Annotated in this window: 22 protein-coding genes; 9 read left to right on the forward strand and 13 right to left on the reverse strand. The window is 70.3% G+C overall.

What is annotated here, in order from left to right; translation table 11 throughout:
* Nucleotides 1-2: 2 nt before the first annotated feature.
* From B5557_RS21375 to B5557_RS21380, 3 genes are all read right to left on the reverse strand, one after another.
* Entirely contained in the window at nucleotides 3-638 is a 636-nt protein-coding gene (locus tag B5557_RS21375) for a cation:proton antiporter domain-containing protein (RefSeq protein WP_231975988.1), read from the reverse strand.
* 4 nt (nucleotides 639-642) lie between these two features.
* A complete protein-coding gene (locus tag B5557_RS44505) occupies nucleotides 643-1017 on the reverse strand; it encodes a cation:proton antiporter domain-containing protein (RefSeq protein ID WP_269460177.1) in 375 nt (124 codons plus the stop codon).
* Between the two features lie 63 nt (nucleotides 1018-1080).
* On the reverse strand, nucleotides 1081-2349 hold the full coding sequence (locus tag B5557_RS21380; RefSeq protein ID WP_079660982.1) for a DUF418 domain-containing protein: 1269 nt from the start codon (nucleotides 2347-2349) through the stop codon (nucleotides 1081-1083).
* A gap of 381 nt (nucleotides 2350-2730) precedes the next feature.
* Between B5557_RS21380 and B5557_RS21385 the strand changes: the two genes are divergently transcribed.
* A complete protein-coding gene (locus B5557_RS21385; protein WP_079660983.1) occupies nucleotides 2731-5190 on the forward strand; it encodes a non-reducing end alpha-L-arabinofuranosidase family hydrolase in 2460 nt (819 codons plus the stop codon).
* An 80-nt stretch (nucleotides 5191-5270) separates the two neighbouring features.
* Here B5557_RS21385 and B5557_RS21390 read toward each other — a convergent pair whose 3' ends face one another.
* Nucleotides 5271-5702, reverse strand: coding sequence for a hypothetical protein (locus B5557_RS21390; RefSeq protein ID WP_231975989.1), 432 nt, complete (start codon nucleotides 5700-5702; stop codon nucleotides 5271-5273).
* Nucleotides 5703-5901: 199 nt separating this feature from the next.
* Nucleotides 5902-6342, reverse strand: a complete 441-nt coding sequence (locus B5557_RS21395) for a MarR family winged helix-turn-helix transcriptional regulator (RefSeq protein ID WP_079660985.1) — start codon at nucleotides 6340-6342, stop codon at nucleotides 5902-5904.
* 70 nt (nucleotides 6343-6412) lie between these two features.
* On the opposite strand from B5557_RS21395, the gene B5557_RS21400 reads away from it, so the two are divergent.
* The 5 genes from B5557_RS21400 (at nucleotide 6413) to B5557_RS21420 (ending at nucleotide 12466) form a co-directional block, all read left to right on the forward strand.
* Nucleotides 6413-6787 (forward strand): cupin domain-containing protein, encoded by a 375-nt coding sequence (locus B5557_RS21400; RefSeq protein WP_079660986.1) that lies wholly within the window; start codon nucleotides 6413-6415, stop codon nucleotides 6785-6787.
* A gap of 148 nt (nucleotides 6788-6935) precedes the next feature.
* Nucleotides 6936-7229 carry a hypothetical protein gene (locus tag B5557_RS21405; RefSeq protein ID WP_079660987.1) on the forward strand — a complete coding sequence of 98 codons (294 nt, stop codon included), beginning with the start codon at nucleotides 6936-6938 and terminating at the stop codon, nucleotides 7227-7229.
* A 216-nt stretch (nucleotides 7230-7445) separates the two neighbouring features.
* The gene (locus B5557_RS21410; protein ID WP_079660988.1) at nucleotides 7446-10097 is read left to right on the forward strand and encodes an RICIN domain-containing protein; all 2652 of its coding nucleotides are present in this window, start codon (nucleotides 7446-7448) and stop codon (nucleotides 10095-10097) included.
* A 165-nt stretch (nucleotides 10098-10262) separates the two neighbouring features.
* Nucleotides 10263-11261, forward strand: a complete 999-nt coding sequence (locus B5557_RS21415; protein WP_079660989.1) for a DUF1259 domain-containing protein — start codon at nucleotides 10263-10265, stop codon at nucleotides 11259-11261.
* On the forward strand, nucleotides 11261-12466 hold the full coding sequence (locus B5557_RS21420; RefSeq protein WP_079660990.1) for a cytochrome P450: 1206 nt from the start codon (nucleotides 11261-11263) through the stop codon (nucleotides 12464-12466). The genes B5557_RS21415 and B5557_RS21420 overlap by 1 nt, the downstream gene beginning before the upstream one ends.
* Nucleotides 12467-12487: 21 nt before the next feature.
* Here the strand turns inward: B5557_RS21420 and B5557_RS21425 are convergent, their stop codons facing one another.
* Nucleotides 12488-13255 (reverse strand): DUF2637 domain-containing protein, encoded by a 768-nt coding sequence (locus B5557_RS21425; RefSeq protein ID WP_173877711.1) that lies wholly within the window; start codon nucleotides 13253-13255, stop codon nucleotides 12488-12490.
* Between the two features lie 15 nt (nucleotides 13256-13270).
* Complete coding sequence (locus B5557_RS43785) at nucleotides 13271-13417, reverse strand: hypothetical protein (RefSeq protein ID WP_159424411.1); 147 nt, start codon at nucleotides 13415-13417, stop codon at nucleotides 13271-13273.
* A gap of 544 nt (nucleotides 13418-13961) precedes the next feature.
* Between B5557_RS43785 and B5557_RS21430 the strand changes: the two genes are divergently transcribed.
* Nucleotides 13962-14510: a DUF4232 domain-containing protein gene (locus B5557_RS21430; protein WP_079660991.1), complete on the forward strand. Its 549-nt coding sequence runs from the start codon at nucleotides 13962-13964 to the stop codon at nucleotides 14508-14510.
* Nucleotides 14511-14562: 52 nt separating this feature from the next.
* On the opposite strand, the gene B5557_RS43790 is transcribed toward B5557_RS21430, so the two are convergent.
* From B5557_RS43790 to B5557_RS21440, 3 genes are all read right to left on the reverse strand, one after another.
* Nucleotides 14563-14724 carry a hypothetical protein gene (locus B5557_RS43790; RefSeq protein WP_159424412.1) on the reverse strand — a complete coding sequence of 54 codons (162 nt, stop codon included), beginning with the start codon at nucleotides 14722-14724 and terminating at the stop codon, nucleotides 14563-14565.
* 114 nt (nucleotides 14725-14838) lie between these two features.
* Nucleotides 14839-16197, reverse strand: a complete 1359-nt coding sequence (locus B5557_RS21435; protein WP_079660992.1) for a phosphatase PAP2 family protein — start codon at nucleotides 16195-16197, stop codon at nucleotides 14839-14841.
* Nucleotides 16198-16404: 207 nt separating this feature from the next.
* Entirely contained in the window at nucleotides 16405-17862 is a 1458-nt protein-coding gene (locus B5557_RS21440) for an alpha/beta hydrolase (RefSeq protein ID WP_231975990.1), read from the reverse strand.
* Nucleotides 17863-18140: 278 nt separating this feature from the next.
* Here B5557_RS21440 and B5557_RS21445 point away from each other — a divergent pair, with 278 nt between their 5' ends.
* Nucleotides 18141-19157 carry a zinc-dependent alcohol dehydrogenase family protein gene (locus tag B5557_RS21445; protein ID WP_079660993.1) on the forward strand — a complete coding sequence of 339 codons (1017 nt, stop codon included), beginning with the start codon at nucleotides 18141-18143 and terminating at the stop codon, nucleotides 19155-19157.
* A gap of 53 nt (nucleotides 19158-19210) precedes the next feature.
* Here the strand turns inward: B5557_RS21445 and B5557_RS21450 are convergent, their stop codons facing one another.
* Nucleotides 19211-20563: a hypothetical protein gene (locus B5557_RS21450; protein WP_173877712.1), complete on the reverse strand. Its 1353-nt coding sequence runs from the start codon at nucleotides 20561-20563 to the stop codon at nucleotides 19211-19213.
* Nucleotides 20564-20780: 217 nt separating this feature from the next.
* Between B5557_RS21450 and B5557_RS21455 the strand changes: the two genes are divergently transcribed.
* On the forward strand, nucleotides 20781-24017 hold the full coding sequence (locus B5557_RS21455; RefSeq protein WP_079660995.1) for an ATP-binding protein: 3237 nt from the start codon (nucleotides 20781-20783) through the stop codon (nucleotides 24015-24017).
* Here B5557_RS21455 and B5557_RS21460 read toward each other — a convergent pair.
* Both B5557_RS21460 and B5557_RS21465 read right to left on the reverse strand, forming a co-directional pair.
* Nucleotides 23995-24789 carry an ABC transporter permease gene (locus B5557_RS21460; protein ID WP_079660996.1) on the reverse strand — a complete coding sequence of 265 codons (795 nt, stop codon included), beginning with the start codon at nucleotides 24787-24789 and terminating at the stop codon, nucleotides 23995-23997. The genes B5557_RS21455 and B5557_RS21460 overlap by 23 nt on opposite strands.
* Nucleotides 24786-25862: an ATP-binding cassette domain-containing protein gene (locus tag B5557_RS21465; RefSeq protein ID WP_079660997.1), complete on the reverse strand. Its 1077-nt coding sequence runs from the start codon at nucleotides 25860-25862 to the stop codon at nucleotides 24786-24788. Before B5557_RS21465 ends, B5557_RS21460 begins: the two co-directional genes overlap by 4 nt.
* Nucleotides 25863-25883: the final 21 nt, after the last annotated feature.

Raw genomic sequence — 25883 nt, forward strand, 5'->3', positions numbered from 1 at the left:
CATCAACTCTGCATGGCGACGACCCGTGAGTCCGGCTCGTCGGTCCCCGGGGAGCCAGGGCCGCCGGCAGCCGACGGGGGCGGGCCGGTCAGGGACCGGGCGATGACCACCGAGCCGCCGCCGTGGAGCAGCACGCTGCCGAGCACCGTCACGGTCATGGCGTACAGGGCGGTGTCGGCGTACCGCCCGTCCGGCAGAGCGTTGAACGCGAGCAGGCCGAACACGATGGAGGTGGTGCCGCGTGGTCCGAGCGCGCCGACCATGAGCCTCTCTCGCCAGGTGAACTTCGAGCCGAGGAAGGCGAGCATGACCGGAAGGATGCGCACGACGGTGAGCGCGGCGACGCAGAGCACGACGGTGCGCCAGTCGACGCCGTCATCCAGGGCGAGGACCACGGCGTTGCCGAAGAAGAACCACATGCACATCGTCGCCATCGAGTTGGTGTCCTCGATGAGCTGGAAGTCCGAGGCGTGGGGAGCCGAAGCGCCCCGTCGGCGAACCGGCGCCTGCCTGACGTAGCGGAAGGCGATCCCGCACACGAACGAGGCCACGAAGCCGTTGCCGTCCATCGCCGTGGTCACGGTGTAGGCGAGCAGCGGTGTGACCAGTACGACGACCCGCCGGGACTGCTCCGTCATCCACTCAGCGCGGTCGGCCGTGTTGATCAGCCACGCCACCAGCGCCCCCCACCACGAAGCCGGCCACCAGGGCCTTCAGCGCGAACGGCACGGCCGTGCCGAGAGCCTGCATGGGTGTGCGGGTGACGGAGTCGGTGCCGACGAGGATCAGTGCGAACAGGAAGAGGGGCGAGACGATGCCGTCGTTGTAGCCGCCCTCCACGTTGAGCACGCTACGCACCCTCGCCGGGATACGCCGGTCGCGTACCAGCGTCTCGGCCGGGGCGAAGTCGGTCGGGACGACGATGCACGCGATGAGCAGCAGCAGCGCGACCGGCAGCCCGGGCAGCAGCCACATTCCCAGCAGCATCATCGTGATCAGGCTCAGCGGCAGGGCCACCAGCAGGGCCCGCGCCGCGGACCCGGGGTCGTTGCCGAACAGCCGCCCGCCCGGGCCCGAGGTTCATCGGACACGATTCGCCAGTTTGGTGGCGCCGTTGAGCAGGTACTCCAGCGGTCCGCGGCGGAAGAAGCGGGACCAGATCGCCGCGAACAGGGTGGCCCCGACGATGAAGCAGAGCAGCAGCGCGGCGGAGGCGGACTGCGGCGGGGTGGCCGCTTCGCCGGGCAGAGCGAGGATCACCAGAATGTGGCCCACGTAGAGAGTCAGGGACATGGTGCCGACGGCGATGACCGGCGCGGCCAGCCGGCGCAGCCACGGCAGTCGGTCCAGGGCCACCGTCAGGCACAGGAGCACGGTGATCGCGATCCCCAGGCTGCCGATGAGGTCGAACGTGGAACCGCTGTGCGGCTCGGCTGCCAGTAGCCCCCATGCGTCGGGGCCACCCAGCCCACCGCCGACCGGCGAGTCGAAGGATCCGGCTGCCATGCCTGGGTCCTTCATGGCACCGGGGTCCTTCATGGCGGACATCCCCGCCATGATCTTCTGAGCGCCGCCGGTCAGCCGCAGCGCCAGCCACGAGACGCCGTACCCGAACGCGATCATCGCGGGACCGACCACGGCCAGCCGCCGCCGCACCGCACCGGAGGACAGATCCAGCCGGCCCAACGCCATGCCGGTGACCACGAACGTCATCCAGGTGATCGCCGGGTAGAGGCCGAGAAGCAGGAGGTCCAGCACGCCCACGCCGCAGAGCCGCGCGATCGGGTCCCAGGAGTCGATGCTGTGCACGATCGACTCGGTGAGCAGCGCCCGGATCACGTACGCCAGCTGCGGCGTGACGACCGCGAGCGTGACCGCGATGATCGCGAGCGTCCTGGCCCGCAGCCGCAACAGGGGCAGGGCGAGCAGGAAGTACACCGCGTAGAAGTTGAGGATCCCGGCGCCCCCGAAGTTGGTCATCGCCAACGCGCTGCCCACCACCAGCAGGATCACGGCCCGGATCACGATCCGGGCCCTCGCCTGTCGGCCGGCCAGGCCGGTCTTCGGCTCGAAGCGGCCTGCGATCAGCGTCAACGAGAACCCGGCAAGGGTGGCGAACAGAGCCGACGCCCGGCCGCTCGCCAGCTCCAGGAACCAGTCGCCGACGCCGCCCCCGGGCCTGGGAGCGGGGCCGACGTGCACGGCGAACATTCCGAACACGGCCAGTGCACGGGCGAGGTCCACCCCGACCAGCCGCGCCAACGGCGCGGGGCGTTCCGTCGCCGTGGCGGACTCAGGTGAGGGTATGGGCCGCGCTGGTGTCTTCTCGGGGTTTTCGATCTCGGTCACCGGGACAACCCTGCCGAAGCACGGACGCCGCCAACCATCCGACAGGCTACGGGAGTTGCTCCGCCGGTCGGCCCCCACCACCCCGCCGATCGGCGGGGTTCGGTCAGGGCCAGGGAACCCATCGTTGACCTGCGGCCAGGGCCTGTCCACAGTCTGTGGAGGAAGGGGGCAGACGCCACCGGCGGACGTAACTCCGGGGAGGACACCTGCCGCGCCGATCTCCGGCTCGGACAAGAAATACCTCCCCGATCACGGCAACCTTTGTGTGCGTGGCGCCGACTGGCAGGTGTCCAGGCCCCGTGCAAGGGCCCACTGCACCAGAAAGACACGTCGTTGCCAGATCAGAACCGCTCTCATCGTCGCCGTCCGGCGACCCGCCGCGTGATCGCCGCCTCCGTGGTCCTCGCCGCCGCGGGCGCCGCCGTACCGCTGGTCGCCCTGGCCGCGCGCTCGCCGGAGGCCGCCGCACCGGCCACGGTCGCCGACGCGGCGGCCGGCAGCGGCCGTTACTTCGGCACGGCAGTGGCTGCGGGCAGGCTGGGCGACTCCACGTACTCCGCCCTTCTCGACCGGGAATTCAAGATGATCACCCCGGAGAACGAGATGAAGTGGGACGCCATCGAACGCTCCCGGGGTTCGTTCACCTTCGCCGCCGCCGACTCGATCGTCAGCCACGCCTCCGCGCACGGCCAGCGCATGCGCGGCCACACCCTGGTCTGGCACTCCCAACTGCCCGGCTGGGTCAAGTCCATCACCGACGCGGGCACCCTGCGCACGGTGATGAAGAACCACATCACCACCGAGATGACCCACTACAAGGGCAAGATCTACGCCTGGGACGTGGTCAACGAGGCGTTCGCCGACGGCGACAGCGGCCAGCACCGCAGCTCGGTGTTCCAGGACGTACTGGGCAACGGCTTCATCGAGGAGGCCTTCCGCACCGCCCGGGCCGCCGACCCCGCCGCCAAGCTCTGCTACAACGACTACAACATCGAGAACTGGTCCGACGCCAAGACCCAGGGCGTCTACCGCATGGTCAAGGACTTCAAGTCCCGCGGTGTGCCCATCGACTGCGTCGGCTTCCAGAGCCACTTCGGAACCAGCGGCCCGCCGGCCAGCTTCCAGACCACCCTGTCCAACTTCGCCGCGCTCGGCGTCGACGTCCAGCTCACCGAGCTCGACATCGCCCAGGCATCTGCCACCGCGTACACCAACGCCGTCAAGGCGTGCACCAACGTGGCGCGCTGCACGGGCATCACGGTGTGGGGCATCCGCGACAGCGACTCCTGGCGCACCGGTGAGAACCCGCTGCTGTTCGACGCAGGTGGCAACAAGAAGCCCGCCTACAACGCCGTGCTCACCGCCCTGGGCGGCAGCAGCGGCGGGGGCACGCCGAGCGGCGGCACGGCGAGCGGGGGCACGGCGAGCGGGAGCACGGCGAGCGGGAGCATCAGCTCCGGCACCGTCTACACGCTGTCCAACGCGGCCGCCGGACGCGTTCTCGACGAGCCCGCGGGCCAGAACCGCAACGGCACCCCGCTCCAGGTGTGGGACGCCAGCGGCGCCTCCAACCAGCAGTGGAAGGTCGTACGGAACAGCGACGGCTCCTACACGCTGACGAACGTCGCCAGCGGCCGGGTACTGGACGAGCCGGCCAACCAGAAGGCCAACGGGACGAGGATGACCGTCTGGGACGCCAACGGCGGCGCCCAACAGCACTGGAAGGCCCGCCGGAACAGCGACGGCACCTACACGCTCACCAACGTCGCCAGCGGCCGGGCGCTGGATCTCCCCGGCGGCCGGACCGCCAACGGCACTCCCGTCCAGATCTGGGACACCAACGGTGGCGCCAACCAGCGCTGGAACTTCAAGCCGGCCGCGGCGCCGAAGAGCGACACGACCGCGGCTCCGAAGAGCGACACGTGTGCGCTTCCGTCGACGTACCGGTGGACCTCGACGGACGCGCTGGCGCAGCCGGCGAACGGGTGGGCCTCGCTGAAGGACTTCACCACCGTGACGTACAACGGCAAGCACCTGGTCTACGCGACGAACTACTCGGGATCGGACTACGGTTCCATGGTGTTCAGCCCGTTCACGAACTGGTCGGACATGGCGTCGGCCCGCCAGACCGGCATGAGCCAAAAAGCGGTGGCGCCCACACTGTTCTACTTCGCGCCCAAGAAGATCTGGGTGCTGGCGTACCAGTGGGGTCCGTGGCCCTTCAGCTACCGCACGTCCAGCGACCCCACCAACCCCAACGGCTGGTCCGCGCCGCAGCCGCTGTTCACCGGAACCATCCCCCGCACCGAGTCCGGCACCGGCCCGATCGACCAGACCCTGATCGCGGACGACAAGAACATGTATCTGTTCTTCGCCGGCGACAACGGCAAGATCTACCGGGCGACCATGCCGATCGGGAACTTCCCGGGCAGCTTCGGCTCGTCGTACACGACGGTCATGAGCGACACGGAGAAGAACCTCTTCGAGGCGCCGCAGGTCTACAAGGTCAAGGGCCAGAACCAGTACCTCATGATCGTCGAGGCGCGGGGTGCGAACGAGCGGCGCTACTTCCGCTCCTTCACCGCCACCAGCCTGAACGGTTCCTGGACCCCGCAGGCCGCCACCGAGAGCAACCCCTTCGCGGGCAAGGCCAACAGCGGCGCCACCTGGACCAACGACATCAGCCACGGTGACCTGGTCCGCGACAACCCCGACCAGACCATGACCGTCGACCCCTGCCACCTGCAGTTCCTCTACCAGGGCAAGTCCCCCACCACACCGTCGACCACCCTCTACGACCGCCTGCCGTACCGACCGGGCGTCCTCACTCTGAAGCACTGACCTGCCCGGTCCACGATGATCGCGAGGAACCCCAGCCGTACGCCGGCTGGGGTTCCCGGCGACCTGTGCATCGAGCAGATTCAGCAGGTGGAACTGCTGGAGATCCTTATGCCGGTGACGCTGTAAGCGTTCGTGAACACGGTTTCGAAATTCGGCATCAGGCAGATCGAGTTCCCGTCCTGGAGCCGTAGATACGCAACATCGTCGTTCCGGGTGTTCACGACGTGGTAGTGCGGGCGGGACCTGACCGCTTGGTAAGAACTGGTGACGTCGCGGTACTTCGCGATCGGTGTGCCCGCGTTCCAGGCATGCTCGTCCACGTAGAAGCAGACATAGGGGTACGGACAGCCGTGGGTGGGGGCCTCCGCCTGGGCTGCCGATGCGCCGGTCACGGACATGGCTGCGACGACCGCGCTCGCACCCGCGATGCCTGCCGCCTTTCGGATGACGGACTTCATCAAACCTCCAAGAGTCGAGTAGATCGTCTGACACGGCAGCTGCAGATCGTGCACGCGCGGGTGGGACGCCGTGGTCGATGCGACACCAAGAGCATCGGCGGGCACCGGAGTCCGGCGCAACGACTGCCGGCGCTTTGGCGCGGGTGGAACCATCCCAGCCCATCTGACGTGCAGCTATGCGAGTGTCTGGGATGCGGGATCGCGGGCGGGCGGCGGGCGGCGGGCGGCGGGCGGCGGGCGGCGGGCCATCGGCTCACCAGGCAGGGCGGATGGGTCCCGGCGGCGCAAGGAGTGTCAGGTCGGCGACGAGTTCGCTGAAGCGCGCCTGGCCCAGTACTTCTCGCCACGGTGCGACGGCAGTCCGGGCCGCCTGGTCGGCGGCGCGCGTAGCGGCCCAGCCGGTCTCAGTCAGTGCCAGGAGGCGGGCGCGGGCATCGTGCGGGTGTGGATGCCGCTCCACGTACCCCTTTCGGACCAGCTCCTCGACCAGTTGGGCGGCGGCCTGCTTGGTCACCCCCAGATGCTCGGCCAGGTCGGCCGTGGTGGCGCCGCCTGCAGAGATGCGGACGAAGGCGAAGCCGTGTGCGGGTCGTAGGTCCTCGAATCCCTGCTGGGACACGCTGGTGTGGATTTCCTGCACCAGCTGTCCGGAGAGTGCCAGCACGAGTGCGGAGAAGGCCACGGCGTCGTCCATGGACTTGACTATAACTCGTCAAGCCGCTTGTCTATCTAGACAAGTAACTTGTCTAGGGGAAGGCTGAAGCATGCCGTTCATCCGCAGCGACGAGGCCGTCGTGCACGAGATTCACGGTGGCCGTTTCGTTTCCTACGTCCGTCCGGACACCGGCAGCCGGGACCTCGCCGCCTGGCGCGTCGAGATACCGGCCGCAATGGTGGGGCCGACGCACACGATCAGCGACGAGGAGACCTTCTACGTCCTCTCCGGGCGCCTCCGACTCACCATCGACGGTGAGAGCGCCGAACTCCGCGCAGGCGACGCGGCAGTGGCACCTGCGGGCTCCGAACTGGCGGTCGCCAACACCACCGACCAGCCCGCCCACATGTGGGTCACCACACGTGTCGGGCTCGTCGCCAAACTGGCTGACGGCAACACCATCACACCGCCCTGGGCTCACTAGTGTGCTGGTGACCGCGCAGGTTCGCAGGGTTCTTCAGGCCGCAGTGGCAGGCGCCTGACCAGCAGCACCGACGAGCCGTCAGCGGGCCGAGGGGCCTTTGCGCTTCCCGGCCCGGGACACCATCAGCCGACGCGGCTAGGTTGAGGGCGTGGACGCTGAATCGATCACCATCCGGCTCACGCGCGATCAAGCGTTCGTGCTGTCGGACTGGCTCTACCAAGTCATGTTCCGCTCCGACGACCTTGAGGGGATCGTGCAGGACCGAGCCGTCTGGTCACCGATCTACGCGATCTCAGGAACGCTGGACAAGTCGCTGAGCGAGATCTTCATGACCGACTACGGCCCTCGGCTCGAAGAGGCCAAGGAGCGCCTTCGCGCCAACCTCTACGGCGGAGCCGACGAGTCGACGGCACCCGACGAGGACGCGACCGCCGCACCATGAGCGCGCCGATAGGGCGGGCACAGCGGGGAACAGCGGGGAATCACGGCGAATGCCAAACCCGCCGACGAGTCGTGTCCGAGGGTACGGACGAAAAAAAGTTTTCGGCTCTGGGCAACCCCGTGGGGGGTCTGTGACCACAAGGAGTCGGATCCAGCCGTTCCGGAGCCTGGATCCGCCTCACCTCTGGTGAATGGCACTCAAGGAGAACACCTCCCCATGAACGACCCCACGAACGGCGGGCGCCGCGGGCGCCATCGCCGTCGCTGGACCGCCACCGCCGTGCTGCTCGGTGCGCCCCTCGCCGTCGTGCCGTATGTCCTGTTCACGCAGGAGAACTCGCAGGCCGCGACGGTCGACGGCAATGCCTACTACCGGCTGGTTTCCGTGCGCAGCGGCAAGGTGCTGGACGTCAACGGCTTCTCCACCGCCGACGGCACCCGTATCCAGCAGTGGACCGACCAGAACACCGCCAACCAGCAGTGGAAGCTGAAGTCCACCGGGGACGGCTACTACGAGCTGGTGAACCGCAACAGCGGCAAGGTGCTGGGCGTAGCGGGCAATTCCACCGCTCAGGGGGCCGCCGCCGAGCAGCAGACCGCCAGCTCCGCCACCTCCCAGGAGTGGAAGCTCAAGGAGGTGAGCGGTTCCGACGCCGTCACCTTCACCTCCCGCAGGAGCGGCCAGGTCCTGGACGTCCTCGGAGGCTCCAAGGCCGAGGGTGCCGCGATCATCCAGTATCCGAGCAGGGGCAGCAGCAACCAGCAGTGGAAGCTGGTGAAGACGGCCGAGACCCGGGCGTCCGGGACCGGCGGCACACAGGCCACGGCCGCGACCGGACCGTATGTGTGGAAGAACGCCCAGGTGGAGGGCGGCGGTTATGTCACCGGGCTGGTGTTCAACCAGCGGGAGAAGGGCCTGCTGTACGCGCGCACCGACATGGGCGGCGCCTACCGCTGGGACACCGCGGCCGAGCAGTGGATCCCGCTGACCGACTGGCTCGGCGAGAAGGACTGGAACCTGCTGGGCATCGACGCGCTGGCCACCGACCCCGTCGACCCGGGCCGGCTCTACCTCTCGACGGGCACCTACACCAACGAGTGGGCGGGCAACGGCGCGATCCTGCGTTCCACCGACCGGGGCCGCACCTTCCAGCGCACCGATCTGCCGTTCAAGGTGGGCGGCAACGAACCCGGCCGGGGGGCGGGCGAGCGGCTCGTGATCGACCCCGCGAACCACGCCACTCTGCTGCTGGGCACCCGCAAGAACGGCCTGTGGCGCAGCACCGACTACGGCGCGACATGGAGTCAGGTCTCCTCGTTCCCCGTCAAGGGCGGGGCGAGCAGCGGCGCGGGCATCTCCTTCGTGACGTACGGGCCGGCCGGCACCAACACGGTCTACGTCGGCGTCAACGACACGTCCACGCCCCTGTACCGCTCCACCGACGGCGGCAGCAGCTGGCAGGCTGTCGCCGGGCAGCCCACCGGCCAGATGCCGCAGCACGGTGTGGTCACCGCTGACGGGTCGCTGTACCTGTCCTACAGCAACAGCATCGGCCCCATGGACGCGACGACGGGCTCGGTGTGGAAGTACACCCCGGCCGGCGGCGCGTGGAAGAACATCTCTCCCCCGCAGGGCTCCTACGGGTTCTCCGGTCTGGCCGTCGACGCGCAGAAGCCGTCCACGGTGATGGTCACCACCCTGGACCGCTGGTGGCCCGAGGACGAGATCTACCGGACCACCGACGGCGGCACGACCTGGAAGGCGCTGGCCGACAAGTCGCAGCGGGACGCCTCCGGCGCTCCGTACGTCGGTACCCACACCGGGCACTGGATGACCGCGCTGGCCATCGATCCCTTCGACTCCGGGCACGTGCTGTACGGCACCGGCAACGGCATCTGGCGCAGCAAGGACGCGAACGCCTCCGACAGCGGTGGCACCAGCCACTGGACCTCCGGGGCCCGCGGGCTGGAGGAGACCTCGCTGGCGGACGCGATCGCCCCTCCGGGCGGCGCCACCGTCATCACCTCCATGGGCGACCAGGGCGGCTTCCGCCACGACTCCCTGACCGAGGTGCCCGCCGGACGGCTGAAGAACCCGCTGATGAGCAGCAGCACCGACATCGACTTCGCCCAGTCGGCCCCCTCAGTGATGGTCCGCGTCGGCACCGGCGGCGCGCAGGACGGCGCCTACTCCACCGACGGCGGCAGCACCTGGAACGGCTTCACTGCAGAGCCAGTGGGCAGCGCGAACAGCGGCCATGTCGCGCTCTCCGCGGACGGCTCCACCATCGTCTGGACCGAAGCCGGCCAGGCCCCCTACCGCTCGACCGACAAGGGAGCGAGCTGGTCGAAGGTCAGCGGCCTGGGCACCGACGCCGTCGTCGTCGCCGACCGCTCCTCGGCCAACACCTTCTACGCACTCACGGGCGGCACGCTCCACGCCAGCACCGACGGCGGCGCGACCTTCACCCCCCGCGCCACCAACCTCCCCTCCGGCCGGCTCACCGCCGTCCCCGGCATCAACGGGGACCTGTGGATCGCCGCCGGCGACAGGGGGCTGCTGCACTCCACCGACGGCGGCCGCACCTTCACCACCCTCACCACGGTGAAGTCCGCCTCCGCCCTCGGCTTCGGCAAGGCCGCACCCGGCGCCAACTACCAGGCCCTCTACCTGATCGGCACCGTCAAGGACGTCACCGGCGTCTTCCGCTCCACCGACAAGGGCGCCACCTGGCTCCGCGTCAACGACGACGCCCACCAGTGGGGCGCCATCGGCAGCCTCGGCATCATCACCGGCGACCCCGACACCTTCGGCCGCGTCTACATCGGCACCAACGGACGCGGCCTCCAGTACGGCGACCCGTCCTGACCCCGACGCCCGAGCGGGGCCGCAGGCACAACGGCCTGCGGCCCCGCTGCTGTACGGCCGCCGTCCAAAGGCGGTGGCCGGTTAGGCCACCTGGCGGGATGTGACTGTGCCGGTCAGCGGTCCACGGGGTCCTGCGTGCTTGCATCGCGCCAGGAGGCATACGACATGGATGACGAGCGACAGCAGGACCCCCGTCCCCGACTCACCGCGTCCCGGCGGCGTGTGCTGGCCGCGGCCGCCCTCGCGCCCACCCTCACCGGGGCGCCTGCCGAGGCCCGCGCCCTGTCCGCCGGGCCGAAGCCCCGCGCCCTGGTCGAACCGGTGATGACCAAGCTGGCGGACTGGGCGGACGTGGGCGGGGCTCTCGGCCGGCCCGGTGACATGAGGCGGTTCATGTACCACACGGCCTTTCCGCGCCTGGACCTCACGGTCTTCTCCCGGGGCATCCGGATCGACCCCGCGCTCGCCCTGGGCACACACGTGTCCTTCGTGCGGTACGCGGACCACAGCACGCTTCTGATGGGCGACGCGGTGGTCACCGAGGGCGAACTGCAGCGCTTCAGTGATGTGTTGCAGCAGCACGGGATCATGCAGACCGCCATCCACAAGCATCTGCTCGCCCACCAGCCGGCTGTCTGGTGGGTTCATCTGCACGCCCACGGCCACGATCCGGTCGCCGTCGCCCGCGGGCTGCGCGCCGCGTTCGACCGCACCGGCACCCCGCCCGCCGAACCCGCGACCTCCGCGCCGCCCGTCGATCTGGACACCGCCGCGATCGACGCCGCCATGGGCGTCAAGGGCACCGCCGACGGCGAGATCTACAAGTCCACCTATGTGCGCCGCGAGACCATCGCCGACGGCCCGGTGATCCTGCCGCCGGGACTGGGTGCCACCACCTCCGTCAACTTCCAGCCGCTCGGCGGCGGAAGAGCCGCCATCAGCGGCGACCTGGTCATGATCGCCAAGGAGGTCCAGCCGGTCCTCGTGGCCCTGCGGCGCGGTGGCGTCGAACTCGTCGAAGTGCACCACCACAACCTCACCGACGAACCGCGCCTGTTCTTCGTCCACTACTGGGCCGTCGGCGACGCCGTCAGGCTCGCCAGGGCCATTCGCCGGGCCGTGGACACCACCAACGTCGTACCGATGCCCGGAGGAGCCGCCTGATGACCGCGGACGACGAGACGGTCTTCTGCCCGTTCGACTTCAGCGAAGCACTGGAGTTCGACCCCGCGCTCGCGGACCTGATGCGGCGCGACGCTCCCGCACGGATCCGGCTTCCCTACGGTGACGGGGACGCCTGGCTGGTCACCGGCTTCGACGCGGTCAAGCGGGTGACCACCGACCACCGGCTCAGCCGGGCCGCCATCATGGGCCACGACTACCCGCGGCTGACGCCGGAGCCCATCGTGTCGGCCGAATCGATCAACGTGATGGACCCGCCGCACAGCAGCCGCGTCCGCCGGCTGGCCTCGCAGGCCTTCACCCAGCAGCAGGTCGACGGGATGCGGAGCCGGATCACCCGGCTCGCGGACGCCCTGCTGGACGAGATGGAACAGGAGGGCTCGCCGGCGAACCTGGTCCAGCACCTCTCCGACCCGCTTCCGCAGCACACCATCCTGGACCTCCTCGGCGTCGAACGCGCGGAATGGCCGCGGATGCAGGAGTCCGTGCGCCGGCTGCTCGTCGTCGGCGCGGACAGCAAGGAGGCCGCGGCGAGCGCCAAGGCCGACCTGACGGCGTACTTCGCCAAGCTCGTCGAGCAGCGCCGGAACTCACCCGGCGAGGACCTCATCAGCGCGATGGCCGCGGCGCGGGACGGCGACGACCAGCTCGACGACAGGGAACTGGCGGTCATGGCGCTGACGCTGACACTCAGCGGCCAGGACACGGCGACGTGCCAGATCAGCGACATCGCGTACCTGCTTCTGACACGTCCCGAGCTGATGGAGCACCTCAGGCGCCGGCCGGAGACCCTGACCGACGTCCTGCAGGAGATGCTCCGCCACATCCCGTTCCGCAAGGGGGTCGGTATCCCCCGGGTGGCGCTCGAGGACTTCGAGCTGGACGGCGTACGGATCCGGGCGGGCGACTTCGTCCACGTGTCGTACCTGACGGCGAACCGTGACCCGGAGCGCTTCGCGGACTCGCACGTCCTCGACCCCGAGCGGCCGTACCAGCCGCACATGACCTTCGGCTGGGGCGGACACCGGTGCATCGCGGTGCCTTTGGCCATGGCGGAGCTGGAAGTGGCGGTCGGTCGCCTCTTGGAGCGCTTCCCCGGGCTGCGGCTTGCGGTGCCGCCGGAGGAAGTGCGGTGGGACACGGAGACGATCCGGCGGTTTCCGCTGGAGTTGCCAGTGGCTTGGTAGGCGACGACGGCATCCCGTCCGCTACTGGCGGTGGCGGCGGGATGCCTGCCGGGGTGGCAGAGTCAAGGTGATCTGTCGGATGAGTTGCTGAAAGCAGGCCAGGGACGCGAGGGCGGGCAGGGCGGCTCCGGCGATACCGGTGAAGGTCCGGTCGGCCTGAGCTACACACAGCATGATGGCGACGGACGAAAACAGCACGACGATGAACCATGAGTGCAGGGCTCGGCGCCGATGCAGGGCAGTGCGGAGGATGGAGAGAGACGCCACCATCCAGGGGCCGTACACGAGAAGAGGCCACTGATGGATCATTCCGCTCTTCGTACCGGACGAAATGTTCTGCAGAGGCGCGTATGCCGCCATACCGCCGAATACGCTGACCATCGCCACGATGACGGCGACGAATGCGACGATCACGAAACTGCCGGTCTGTAGCCACTTGAGCCGGATTTTTCCGGCTCGAGTCTTCCGATGCCCGACAGCTGAGCGCCGGATGGGCGGAAGCTGGGCGGTGATCTGCGCCAGGTTCTCCATCGGGCCGGTGAACTGGGCGCCGGCCGGAGGCTCGCCGCGAGGCGGCGGCACTGCGGCCGGCTGTTCCGCCGGGGCCGCCTCCTGTAGGAGATAGGCGAGTTCCTCGACCGGGTCCCAGCCCGAGACGGCGGGTCCCAGGGGAGCCCCTGTGTCGAGGGGATCGACAGGACTGCCGTGCCAGTCGGCATCCGACCCGTACAGGGTGGCGTCGGGATGCCATTCACGAACAAAAGAGGGGTCCATATAGTCGTGATTCATGGAAACCCCCTCCCGTCACGCACAGTCCGCGTGACAGCCGGACTTTTCCTGGTCGTTCCAGCGCTGGTTGAGTTCCTTCTGAGCCGCCTCCAGGAGTGCGAGGAAATCGCGCAGCAGGGATTCGGTGACCTGGGGTTCGACCCGTGTTCGGTCCTCGCGCAAGGCGCCACACGACTCAAGCACAGAGTGTGACGGACCGGTCACGTAAGTGTATTTCCTCACTTCCACCTCCCCGGTCGCAGGCAGTTTGCTCTTCCCCGTGTCGCGCTGAGGCAAGCCATAGGGCCTAGCTTTCGTCATATCCCGCTAACGCTGCGCCCTCTCCTCCAGATGCGCGGCAAATGAGTGACACCGGTGTGGGGGAAATGTTGGGGAGAACGTTTATTAATTAATGCCATTGACGCCTCACCCCGCACGTTATGAGTCGAGTAGTTTTTCTTCTCAAATCCTCTTGAACGATGCACCAAGTCACCCTCCGGCGGCCTCCCGCGCCGGTTCCCCGTTCCGCCCGGCGTCCCGAGCGGGAGGCATTTCCCCAGGTCAGAGGCGGTTTTCGCGTTCCAGCGTCCCGAAAATCTCGATGGAATGGCGGATGGGACGGATCGTGGCACAGGCTCGGGCCATCCAAGCAGGGCGCCTCGCCGGACACGGTGCTCGTCCCTGCTGGAAGATCACTTTCCTTCCGTACAGAGAAAGCAGTCCAGCCATGCGTATCGCCACCCGTTTCGCCTCCCGTGCGGCCGCCTCTTCCATGGTCGTCGCCGCCGCCCTCGCGGTCGTCGGATTCCAGGCCGCCGGGCAGGCCGCCTCCGCCGCCACCACGAAGGCGTCCTCCGTCGTCACCTGCACCACGGCGAACACCGCGCTGACCGTCACCAAGGCGGCCCGTCCGATCAACCACCTGCTGCTCAAGGCCACCAACACCGGCGCCAAGCCCTGCTACGCCTACAGCGCCCCGTTCCTGCGGGCCGGCGCCGACGCGCAGGCTCCGCTGGCGTGGGCCGACGAGACCATCCCGCAGTCCGTGCTGGTGCTCGAGCCCGGTCAGTCCGCCTACGCCGGCATCACGACGTCCTCCCCCGACGGCGAAGGCGGCGCCGTCGAGAAGACGCTGGGCGTGGTCTTCGTCGACAGGAACGGCAACTCGATCAACAAGGAGAAGACCCTGAAGCTGCCGAACGGCGGCGTCTTCTTCAACAGCGTCGCCACCGTCACCTACTGGCAGGACAACGCGGCGGACGCCCTGTCCTGGTAGCAGCGGATCGCCGACGGACCTCGCCCCTCTGAGGGCTCACGGGCTCACGGGCTCAGAGGGGGAGGACTGCGGGGAACACGCCGTGGCCCACGTCGGGTTCGGTGAGGGCGAGCCAGCCGTGGCCGCGTACACGGGTGGCGGGGCCGACCTGGCCCGGGTCGATGGGCGGCATCGGCCTGCGGAGCGCCGGTGAGACCAGAACTCGTTCTGGCACAGCGCGAAGAAACAGGAAGCCACGGATTCTCCACCGGAAACCGTGCCGCGTAGCGGCACAGCCAACGGTAGAGAAGGCCAGAATCCTCGCCCTTCAGGGCGAGGAGCATGTCAATCACACCGGTTCGGGTTGGGGTTCCGGTTGCCGCGCGAGGGCGGTCCTCGGTTCCCACGCCGTCGTGGTCCGTACATAGGCATAGACCACCGAGGCCATCGCCAGCAGCAGAAGGGGACCGTAGACCCAGGGCCGGCCGGCCAGCTGCAACGGCAGATAGCGGTACGACAGCAGGAGCGCGGTGAAGACCGTCGTGCCGTACGCGACCAGCCGGATCCCCGAGCGTTCCCAGCCGCGGTCGTACGTGCGCAGCGCTGCCTCGATCGTGAGCGCGAACACCACACCGGCGAGGAGGTCCGCGCCGTAGTGGTAGCCGAATCCCAGCGTCGCGGTCAGCGTGGCGATCAGCCAGAACGCGCCGGCGAAGCGCAGCGCCCTCGGGCCCTTCCGGGAATGGACGAAGATCGTGACAGCCCATGCCGTGTGCAGGCTGGGCATGCAGTTGCGTGGGGTGACCCCGTCGAACGGCATGGAGTGCGGTGCGGTGAGCGGCGCCGCCGTGTCCGGCCACAGATCGGCCGCCGCCCACTGCACGGAGGAGTGCGATTCCGTCCACAGGCTGATCGCCGCCCAGTGCTGGGTGCCGTCGCCGAAGGCGAAGATCGGGCCGACCACCGGGAAGATCATGTAGAAGGCCGGTCCGAGGAGCCCGATCGCCAGGAAGGTGCGCACCAGGTGGTGGGTCGGGAAGCGGCGCTCGACCGCCACGTTGCGCAGTTGGTACAGCGCGACGACGACCGCGGCGACGGGAAGCTGGCCGTAGACGAAGTCGAGGATGTTGAAGCCGGTCGCGCCGGTGGCCGTGACGATCCGGCCCATCAGCCACGACGGGTTGCCGAGCGCGTGATCGGCGGCCGCCACGTACTGGTCGAGCACCATGGGGCGGGTCTTCGAGGTGATGAGCAGCCAGGTGTCCCCGGTCTTGCGGCCGGTCATCAGCAGCAGACCCAGCCCGGCGCCCTTCAGCAGCAGTGCCCGTTCACGGCCGGTGCGGCGCGTGACGGCGAAGACCGCACAGCCGAGAGTCACCCACAGTGCCCCGTTGCCGAAGGGGTGGCCCTCGGTCACCTTGATGTCGGCCGCCCACCGGACCACCACGAAGACCAGGTCGATGCCGATCGCGGCGCCGATCGCGATGAGGCGCTGCCGCCAGGTGAACACCACCAGCATCAACGCCATGCTGGCGTACAGCAGACCGCCCGACTTGGGCGGGAACACCACCTCGCGCACCTGACTGGTGATCGGCCCGCGCACGCCGTAGTGGCGCGCGACGATCTCCAGCGCGAGGAGGAATCCGAGGCCCACCACGCCCACCGCGGTCCCCAGTATCACCCGTGGCTCACGCCACGCGGAGACCATGATTCTGCTCTTTATTCGCGAAAACAACCGCGGTGATATAGATATCAATTAATTGACCATTTTGTGAGAATTCAGCTGACCAGATCGCTATCGCGTCAGATGGCATGGCTTTCTGGTGAGGGACGGGCGGGGGTGTTCGTCGCAAGGTCGAACATGCTATCGGCAGTCGAGCCGTGCCCGTAAGGACGGGAAACAACGATCATCGGTTCACTGCGCGCGACCGCGGGCGACCGTCAGCGGGGCGGGGCGGTAGGGGACATATGCCGCGCCGTCCAGGTCGAGGGCGGTGGCGGCGCGCTGGAGCGCGGCCGGGCTCGCGGCGTCGTCCCAGCGCCCTGTGGTGACCCGGTGTTCCAGGGCGTGCAGGGCGGCCACCGTCTCGGCGGTGGTGAAGGTGCAGTGGCCCTGTCGTTCGACGTACGCCTGGCGCAGCAGCGCCCCGTCGCCGGAGGCTCGCACGCGGGTGGCGAAGCGGTGCTCCTGTTCCACGGGAACCAGGTTGTCGGCGGTGGTGTGGATGTCGAGCAACGGCACGTCCAGGCCCTGGCCCGCGGAGGAATTCCGCCGGGCGGCGCTGACGGCGGCGGGGTCGGCGGTGATCGTGGCGCCCTCGGTCAGTGTGCGCAGGTCGCCGCGCAGGTCGAGGCCGGCCGCCCGGTAGAGGGCGCGAACCCGGGGTGCGTGCGCGGAACCGGCGAGCAGGTCGGCGTAGTCGACGCCCCGGTTCCAGGAGTTGTTGCCGCCGACGGACTGCTCGACGGCGTACCGGCCGCCCTCCACGAACGTCAGGATGCCCTGCGCGAACCACGCGTACTGCTGCTCCTGCTGACCCGCCCAGTCGGTCGCGGCGGGCCGGGCCTGGCCGGGCGCCCAGGCGGGCAGGTTGAGGAAGGCGGCGGCCAGGGCGATCCTGGCCCGGCCCTGCGGGCTGCTCTGGGCGGCGGTGACCGCCTTGGTGAGCAGGTCGGCGGTGGCGGAGGCCTCGGCGGCGGTGCCGAACCGCACCAGTTTCACGTCCTGGCCGGGCAGCAGCAGGCGGGCGATCGCGTACTCGGCGTCGAGCTGGTAGTTGTCGAGGTCGGTGGCGCCCGCGACCAGGCCGCACTGGCCGAGCGCGCCGTCGATGCGCCCGCCGCCGTCCCGGGCGATCTGCGCGTTGACGAGTCCGCCCATGGACTGGCCCATGGCCAGCGTGCGCCGCGGCTTGCCGATCTTCGCGGCGACGGCGTCGAGCGTGGCGAACTGGTCCCGCTCGGCGCTGTTCAGGGCCCACATCGAGCCGTTGGGGTCGTACGACGACCCGGCCATCGCATAGCCCTCGGCGAGCAGCGCGGTGCGTACGGCGTCGGTGGGGGCGTTCCTGGCGACGGTGGGGCCGAAGCCGTGGCTGAACAGCAGCAGGGTGCCGTTCCACTGCTCGGGGACGTCCGCGATCCAGGTGGCGCCGTCGGCGAGGGTGCCGGTGAGGTGGCCGTCGACCGAGGAGTCCGCGTGGGCGGCGACCTGCGCCGGGAGCGCGGTGAGCACGGCGGACGCCAGCGTGGTCAGGGCGGCCAGGGCGATGCGCAGACGGGGGCGGGTGCGGGTGCGGGGCGATCCGGGCGTGTGGGGGGTGCTGGGAGTGTGGGGGGTGCCGGGGCTGCGGAGGCGGATGCTGGCGGGCATGGGGGGCGCTCCTCGGGCGAGTGGGGGGCGGACTCGGCCCGCGGCTTGGCCGGAGCCGATGCTCAGTGCACTGAACGACGAAGACATCCAGGAACGTAGGGCTGAATTCTTGCGACCGTCAAGAGAATGCCCAACCTCAGCCCTCGGATGTTTCCTCCCCGGAGGACTTCCTCCGCTTTCCGCGCGCGTTCACGCGTGTGAGGCTCGAGGGAGAGCCGCTGTTCACGCCCCCTGGCCGCGGCCGCCAGAACCCTTCTCGCAGTGAAGGAACCACCATCATGCGCGGAGCAGTCATCCACGCCCCCCGCGACGTGCGCTTCGAGACCCTGGACGACCCGACGATCAGCCGCCCCACCGACGCGATCATCCGCACGGTCGCCACCTGTGTGTGCGGCTCGGACCTGTGGCCCTACCGCGGCGCGGAACCCATCGGCGACCCGCACCCGATGGGCCACGAATACGTCGGCATCGTCGAGGAGGTCGGCGGCGAGGTCGACAACGTCAAGCCGGGACAGTTCGTCGTCGGCTCCTTCGCCACCTCGGACAACACCTGCGCGAACTGCCGCAACGGCTGGCAGTCCAACTGCCTGCACCGCGAGTTCATGTCCACCTGCCAGGCCGACTACGTCCGCATCCCCAACGCCCACGGCACCCTCGTCGCCACCGAGGATCACCCCTCCGGCGAACTCGTCCCCGGCCTGCTCGCCGTCTCCGACGTGATGGGCACCGGCTGGTACGCCGCCCTCGCCGCCGAGGTCAAGCCCGGCTCGACGGCCGTCGTCGTCGGCGACGGAGCGGTCGGCCTGTGCGGAGTCATCGCCGCCAAGGAACTCGGCGCCGAGCGGATCATCGTCATGTCCCGGCACGAGCCCCGGCAGAAGCTGGCCCTGGAGTTCGGCGCCACCGACATCGTCACCGAGCGCGGCGACGACGGCATCGCCCGCGTCAAGGACCTCACCGGCGGCATCGGCGCGGACTCCGTGCTGGAGTGCGTCGGCACCGCCGAGTCCATGCGGCAGGCCCTGCACTCCACCCGGCCTGGCGGCAACGTCGGCTTCGTCGGCGTACCGCACGAGGTGGCGATCGACGGCCAGGAACTGTTCTTCTCGCACGTCGGCCTGCGCGGCGGGCCCGCGCCCGTCCGCCGCTACCTGCCCGACCTCATCGACCGCGTCCTGTCCGGCCGGATCGAGCCGGGCAAGGTCTTCGACCTCACCCTGCCCCTGGACCAGGTCGCCGAGGGCTACAAGGCGATGGACGAACGCCGCGCCATCAAGACCCTGCTCAAGCCCTGACACACCGAAGGCCCAGGTCGCGGACCTGGGCCCGGTCGCGGGCGTCGCTCCCGTCAGGCGGACGGGTTGACGATCACCTCGGCGGTGTCGTTCCTCGGGTTCGGGTCGAAGCCGACGGACGCGTCGGAGTGCGGGTGGACGGTGACACGGCCCGTCGCGTCGGGCACGACCCGGTCGATGCGCAGCCGGAACGGGAAGTCGACCTTCAGGCGGGGCTTCGCCCACGTCGGCAGGGTGCAGGCGTAGTGGCCGATGGACGGGTCGTCGCCGGACGTCCAGGCGGTGTGGCAGGTCGCGGGCACGGACGTGGCGGTGGTGCCCGGCGGCAGGTAGTAGTCGATCACGGCGACCGGGTCGCCGGAGGCGACGTTGCCGACCCAGGCCGGGCCGCGGTTGACGAAGCGGAAGCCGGCGCTGACGGTGTCACCGGCCGCGCCGCTCACCTTCGTGCCGTGCACGGCGAAGTCGGCGGTGTTGTCGGCGTTGATGTGCCAGGACCTGCCGTTGTCCGAGCTGTCGAGGTCGGTGGCGCCGCCGCCGGGCTCCACGTCGTAGTCGAACCGCTCGTACAGCGCGTGGCGGGTGACGGCGAGCCGCAGCGGCTGCGGCAGTTCGACGGTGGCGCCGGGCGCGACGTCGGTGTCGAAGGAGCAGGTCACGTACGTCATCGACGGGTACTGGGTGCCGTCGTCGTTCGGCCCGGTGTAGGTGCACTGCGGGTAGCGGGTGGCGACGTCGAGGCCGTACGTCGCCCACATCTGCACGCTGAAACCGTGGGCGGTCTCGTTGCCGGTGTTGGTGATGGAGGACGGCACGGTGAGGGTGGTGCCGGGCGCGACGCCGGTGAGGTCCTGCGGGACGCCGATGCCGAGGTCCGGGCCGGAGCCGACGGTGACGAAGGTCTCCGCGGAGCCCTGCGGGGCGGTGAGCGTGCCGTCGGGGCCGCCGGTGGCCTCGGCGGAGTACTCGATCGCGCCCTGCGCCCCCACGGCGGCGCCGGCGACAGCCCGCACCTTCAGCCGCACCTGCGCGCTGTAGCGGGTGGGCACGTCCCCGGTGTCGCACACGGCGACGGTGCCGGCGTCGTTCGGCGTGCAGTTGTCGGGCCAGGACACGTCGGCGACCCCGGCGAGTCCGGACACGTCGACGGTCAGCCGGCCGCCCGTCACGGTGAAGTTGCCGTTGTCGTGGTAGAGGCCGAGCGCCAGCGACCGGTACTGCGCCGCGCCGCCGTCCGGAGCGACGGTGACCGCCTGCTCGTACGGCGCCTGGATCCACAGCTGATCGGACTGCGGCTCGTCGTCGGCGACGGCGAGCCCACTCCCGAGACCGGCGACGACCAGCGCGCCCACGGCTCCGGCACACGCACCGCGACGCAGCACACGCCCGACGGAGACAGAACTCATGACATCCCCCAGAGATGACACAGAAGAAACCCCGGCGCGATGACGGGCACCGGGCGCGACTTGGACGGGGCGTCGGGCCGAAAGGTTGTAGCCGAGAGCCGCGCGAGGAGCGGTTCTTACCGACTTCTTGATCACTCGCACGCAGGCGGCAGTGCTGTGCGGGCGGCGCCGCCGTGCGGGCGGCAGCGCTCGGTGTGGTGCTGGCTAACCTTCAGGCATGACCACCGAGTTGGCGTTGCTGTCCCAAGTCGCCTGTCGTGGGCGGGAGATCACCGCGCCCCGGCTGCGCGGCCTGCTGGCGTTGCTCGCCGCCGACCTGAACGCCGGCTGCAGCACCGGCCTGCTGGTGGAGGGGCTGTGGCCGGACGAGCTGCCGGAGCGGCCGGGCAAGGCGGTGCAGGTCCTGGTGTCGCGGCTCAGGGCGCAGCTGGGCGCCGAGCTGATCGTGAGCACGCCGACGGGGTACCGGCTGGCGCTGGACGAGACCCAGGTCGACAGCTCCGCGCTGTTGTCGTACGAGGCGGCGAGCGCCGAGCGGGCGCGGGCCGGGGACCACGAGGGCGCCCTGGCGCAGGCCGAGGCGGGCCTGGCGCTGTGGGACGGGAGCGTGGGCGCCGGCGCGGGCGAGGACGTGCACGATCCGGTGGTGGCGCTGCGCGCCGGCCGCCGCCGGGCTCATCGTGCGCTGGCCCGCTCCCGGGCGCTCGCGCTCGCCCGGGTGGGGCGGCGGGCGGAGGCCGCGGCGCCGCTGGCCGAGCTGGTCCGGGAGCTGCCGCGGGACGAGGAGGTGCTGGCGGAGCTGCTGCGGTGCGAGGCCGCGACCACGGGGCGGCCCGCGGCACTGACCCGGTACGACGCCTACCGCCGAAGGCTGCGCGACGAGCTGGGGGCCGACCCGGGGCCCGGGCTCAGGTCCCTGTACCAGGAGTTGCTGCGCGCGGACGCGCCGCCCACCCGGCACGGGGTGCCGCACGAGCCGAACCCGCTGCTGGGGCGGGACGCCGACGTCGCCGCCGTGGGCGGGCTGCTGCGCGAGGCGCGGGTGGTCACGGTCGTCGGCCCCGGCGGGCTGGGCAAGACCCGGCTCTCGCACGCGGTGAGCCGGGCGGCCGTGCAGCCCGTGGTGCATTTCGTCACCCTGGCCGGTGTCGTCGCCGACGAGGACGTCGCCAACGAAGTGGCCTCGGCCGTCGGCGCCGGGGAGACCGGGCGGTTCGCCGGGGGCGGGGACGTGGCCGGCGGCATCGTCGCCGCGCTGGGCGCCGGGCCCGCGCTGCTGGTGCTGGACAACTGCGAGCAGGTGATCGCCGGCGCGGCGGATCTCGTACAGGCGCTGGTGTCGCGGTCGAAGGAGCTGCGGATCCTGGCCACCAGCCGGGCTCCGCTGGGGCTGACCTCGGAGTCGGTGTACGCCCTGCCGGAACTTTCGCCGGCGACGTCGGTGGAGCTGTTCGTGCAGCGGGCGCGGGCCGCCAGGCCCGGGGTGGACCTGCCGGCCGCCGAGGTGGCCGAGATCTGCCGCCACCTGGACGGGCTGCCGCTGGCCGTCGAACTCGCCGCGGCCCGGGTCCGGGTGCTCTCCGTGGCCGACATCTCGCGCCGGCTGCGGGACCGCTTCGCGCTGCTGCGCGGCGGCGCCCGCGACGCGCCCGAGCGGCACCGCACCCTGCGGGCCGTCGTCGAGTGGAGCTGGAATCTGCTGGAGGCCGACGGTCAGGCCGCGCTGCGGGCGTTGTCGGTGTTTCCCGGGGGCTTCACCGAGGACTCGGCGCAGTGCGTGCTCGGCGAGAACGCGGACGCGCTGACGCTGCTGGAACAGCTGGCGGGCCAGTCCCTGGTCAAGGTGGGCGAAAGCCCTTCCGCGGGTCCCTCCGCGGGGCCTTCCGCGGGGCCTTCCGGGGTGCGGTTCCACATGTTGGAGACGCTGCGGGAGTTCAGTGCCGCCCGGCGTGCCGAGGCCGGCGAGGAGGAGGCGGTGACCGGCCGGTTCCTCCTGTGGGCCCGGGACTTCGGGCGGGCGCACCACGACGTGCTGTTCGGCGGCGGCCCGCCGCGCCCGTGGACCGGCATCCGGGCCGAGCAGGACAACCTCGTCCTGGCCCTGCGGTACGCGCTGGCCCGCGCCGACGGCCCCACCACGGCGGCGGTCACCGCGACGCTGGGCTCGTTGTGGGCCACCGGCTCCAACTACGCCCGCCTCGCCGCCCTCGCCGACGACACCGGTGGACCGCTGTCCCATTTCCGTCCCGGTCCCGAGAACCCGGACGACCCCGAGAACCCGGACGACTCCGAGAACCCGGACGACTCCGAGTACCTGGCGGACGTCGAGGCGGCCCGTAGTGCGGCGGTGGTGTGCACGGCCAGCCTCTTCATGGGCCGCGGCCCCCACGCCGTACGCCATCTCGTCACGCTGCGCCGGCTGCCGCCCGCCCCGCCGGACACGCTCGCGCGGGCGCTGGCCGTCGTGCTGGGCGCCTTCCCCGAGATACATCCGCCGCAGTACACGCGGCTGCAGGAACTCTGCGACGCCGAGGCGCCCATGCTGGCGGGCATGGCGGCGGGCGTCGCCAGTTATGTGTGGGAGGCCGAGCACGAGACGGAACGGGCGCTGGCGTGCGCCCGCCGGATGCTCGACGCGATGGGGCCGCTCGGGAATCCGGCCATGCGGCTGCTCAGCCATGGGCGGATCAGCGAGCTGTGCCTGAAGTCCGCGCGGGGCGCGGAGGCGTACGACCATCTGCGGGCCGCGCTGGGCGCGCTCGACGAGGTCGGCGACTGGTCGGACGCGATCGGCGTGCGCTGGGGGCTGGTGCTCGCCTGTCTGCAGCGCGGGGACGTCGACGAGGCGGAGTACTGGCTGGGCCTCGCCGCCCTGGAACAGCAGCCGGAGGCCGCCGAGGCCTTCAGCTCCGAACTGCCGGCCCGCGCGGAGATCGCACTGGCCCGCGGCCTGACCGAGGTCGGGCTCGGGCTGTGGCGCCAGGCGGCGGAGCGGATCCGGCAGGGCAGCCTGCTGTACGCCGACGATCCGTTCGTGGATCCGTGGTCGCTGGAGATCCAGTCGGCCGCGCTGGCGGCGCACGCGCAGTGCGGCCGGCTGGAGCCGGTGGCCGAGCTGGCCGAACAGCTGCGGCAGCGGCTGCTGGGGATGCTGGGCGGCTCCTCCGAGGACGACTCCCCGGCGGAACTGCCCGTGTACGGAACGGTGTTGCTGGCGCTCGGCTTCACCGGGCTGGCCCTGGGCGACCCGGCGGCCGTACGGCTGCTGGCGCTGGCGGAGCGGATGCCCGCGATCCGGGAGTTCCCCACCCTGTCCACGACCAGGGCCCGGGAGGCTGCCGAAAAGGCCGACAGGGCGGCCTACGACGACGCGAGGTCGACGTACGCCACCCTGAGACGGGAGGAGCTGCGGGCGGCCGCACTGCGCGAGCTCAGTGCCGCGGCTCACGGTTGAACTTCGCCTTGGACCACAGGTAGCCCAGCACCGAAAGCCCCACGCACCATCCGACGGCCAGCACCGCGTTCCTGGCGCCGATCCCGCTGCCCAGCAGCAGTCCGCGCAGGGTCTCGATGAGGGGCGAGAACGGCTGGTACTCGGCGAACCAGCGGAACCAGCCGGGCATGGCGTCCACCGGCACGAACGCGCTGGACAGGAACGGCAGCATCACCAGCGGCGTGCCGATGTTGCTGGCCCCCTCGGCGTTGGGACTGATCAGACCGATACCGACCGCGATCCAGGTCATGGCGAGGCTGACCAGGGCCATCAGGGCGGCCGCCGCGATCCACTCCACCGCGGACGCGTCGGGCCGGAACCCGATGGCCAGTCCGATGCCCAGGACCAGCACCAGAGCCATCATCGTCTGGATGACGCTGCCGATCACATGCCCGATCAGCACGGAGGCCCGGGAGATCGCCATGGTGCGGAACCGGGCCATGATGCCCTCGGTCATGTCGGTGCACACGGCCACCGCGGTGCCGAGCGAGGTCATGGCCACCGTCAGCAGGAGGATGCCGGGGACGAGATAGGCGACGTAGTCGGCACGGTCGGCGTGACCGCCGTTGATGCCGGCGCTCATCACGTTGCCGAAGACGTAGACGAACAGCAGCAGCAGGATGACCGGGGTGAGCAGGAGGTTCAGGGTGAGGGAGGGGTAGCGGCGGGCGTGCAGGAGGTTGCGCCGCAGCATGGTCAGGTTGTCGCGAAGGGCGTACGACGGGGTGCTCATCGGGCGATCTCCTTTTCGGCGGTCTTGCCTGCGGTCTGCTTGGCGGTCTTCTCGCCGGTCTGCTTGGCGGTCGCCTCGGCGGGGTCGGTGGCGGTGGCCGTGCCGAGGGTGCCGGTCAGGGCGAAGAAGACGTCGTCCAGGTCGGGGGTGTGCACGGACAGCTCGTCGGCCTCGATGCCGGCGGAGTCGAGCCAGTCGAGGATGGCGCGCAGTTCGCGCTGGCTGCCGTCGCTGGGGATCTGCAGGGTGAGCGCCTCGTCGATGGGGGTCCCCCCGCGCAAGCGAAGCCGAGCGTGGGGGAGGGTCGTCTCGCGCAGCGCGGTCGCGGCGCGGCCGTACGCGTCCGGGTCGGAGAAGCGCAGCCGCACATGCCCGCCGGGGACGAGCCGCTTGAGCTCCTCGGCGCTGCCCTCGGCGACGATCCTGCCGCCGTTGAGCACCGCGATGCGGTCGGCAAGCTGGTCGGCCTCCTCCAGGTACTGGGTGGTGAGGAAGACGGTGACGCCGCCGGAGACCAGCTCGCGGATGATCTGCCACATGGTGTGCCGGGAGCGGGGGTCGAGGCCGGTGGTGGGCTCGTCGAGGAAGATGATCCGCGGGCTGCCGACCAGGGTCATCGCGATGTCGAGGCGGCGCTTCATGCCGCCGGAGTAGGTGGAGGCGGGCTTCTTCGCCGCCTCCACCAGGTCGAACCGCTCCAGCAGTTCGGCGGTCACCCGTCGCCCCTCGCTCCTGGAGAGGTGGTGCAGGTCGGCCATCAGGAGCATGTTCTCCTCGCCGGTGATCAGCCCGTCCACGGCGGAGAACTGGCCGGTGACGCCGATGGCGGCGCGCACGGCCTGGGCCTCGCCGGTGACGTCGTGGCCGGCGATCCGCGCCTGTCCGGCGTCGGCGGAGATCAGCGTCGAGAGGATGTTGACCACTGTGGTCTTGCCGGCGCCGTTCGGACCGAGGAGGGAGAAGATCGTGCCGGCGGGCACCTGGATGTCAATGCCGTCGAGGACGGTCTTGTCCCCGTAGGCCTTCCGCAGCCCGGTGGCCGCGATCGCGGGTTCGTTGTGCGTCGAAGTCATGCCGCAGAGCTTGCGGGCGGA

The sequence above is a fragment of the Streptomyces sp. 3214.6 genome, assembly GCF_900129855.1.
Lineage (GTDB): Bacteria > Actinomycetota > Actinomycetes > Streptomycetales > Streptomycetaceae > Streptomyces > Streptomyces soliscabiei.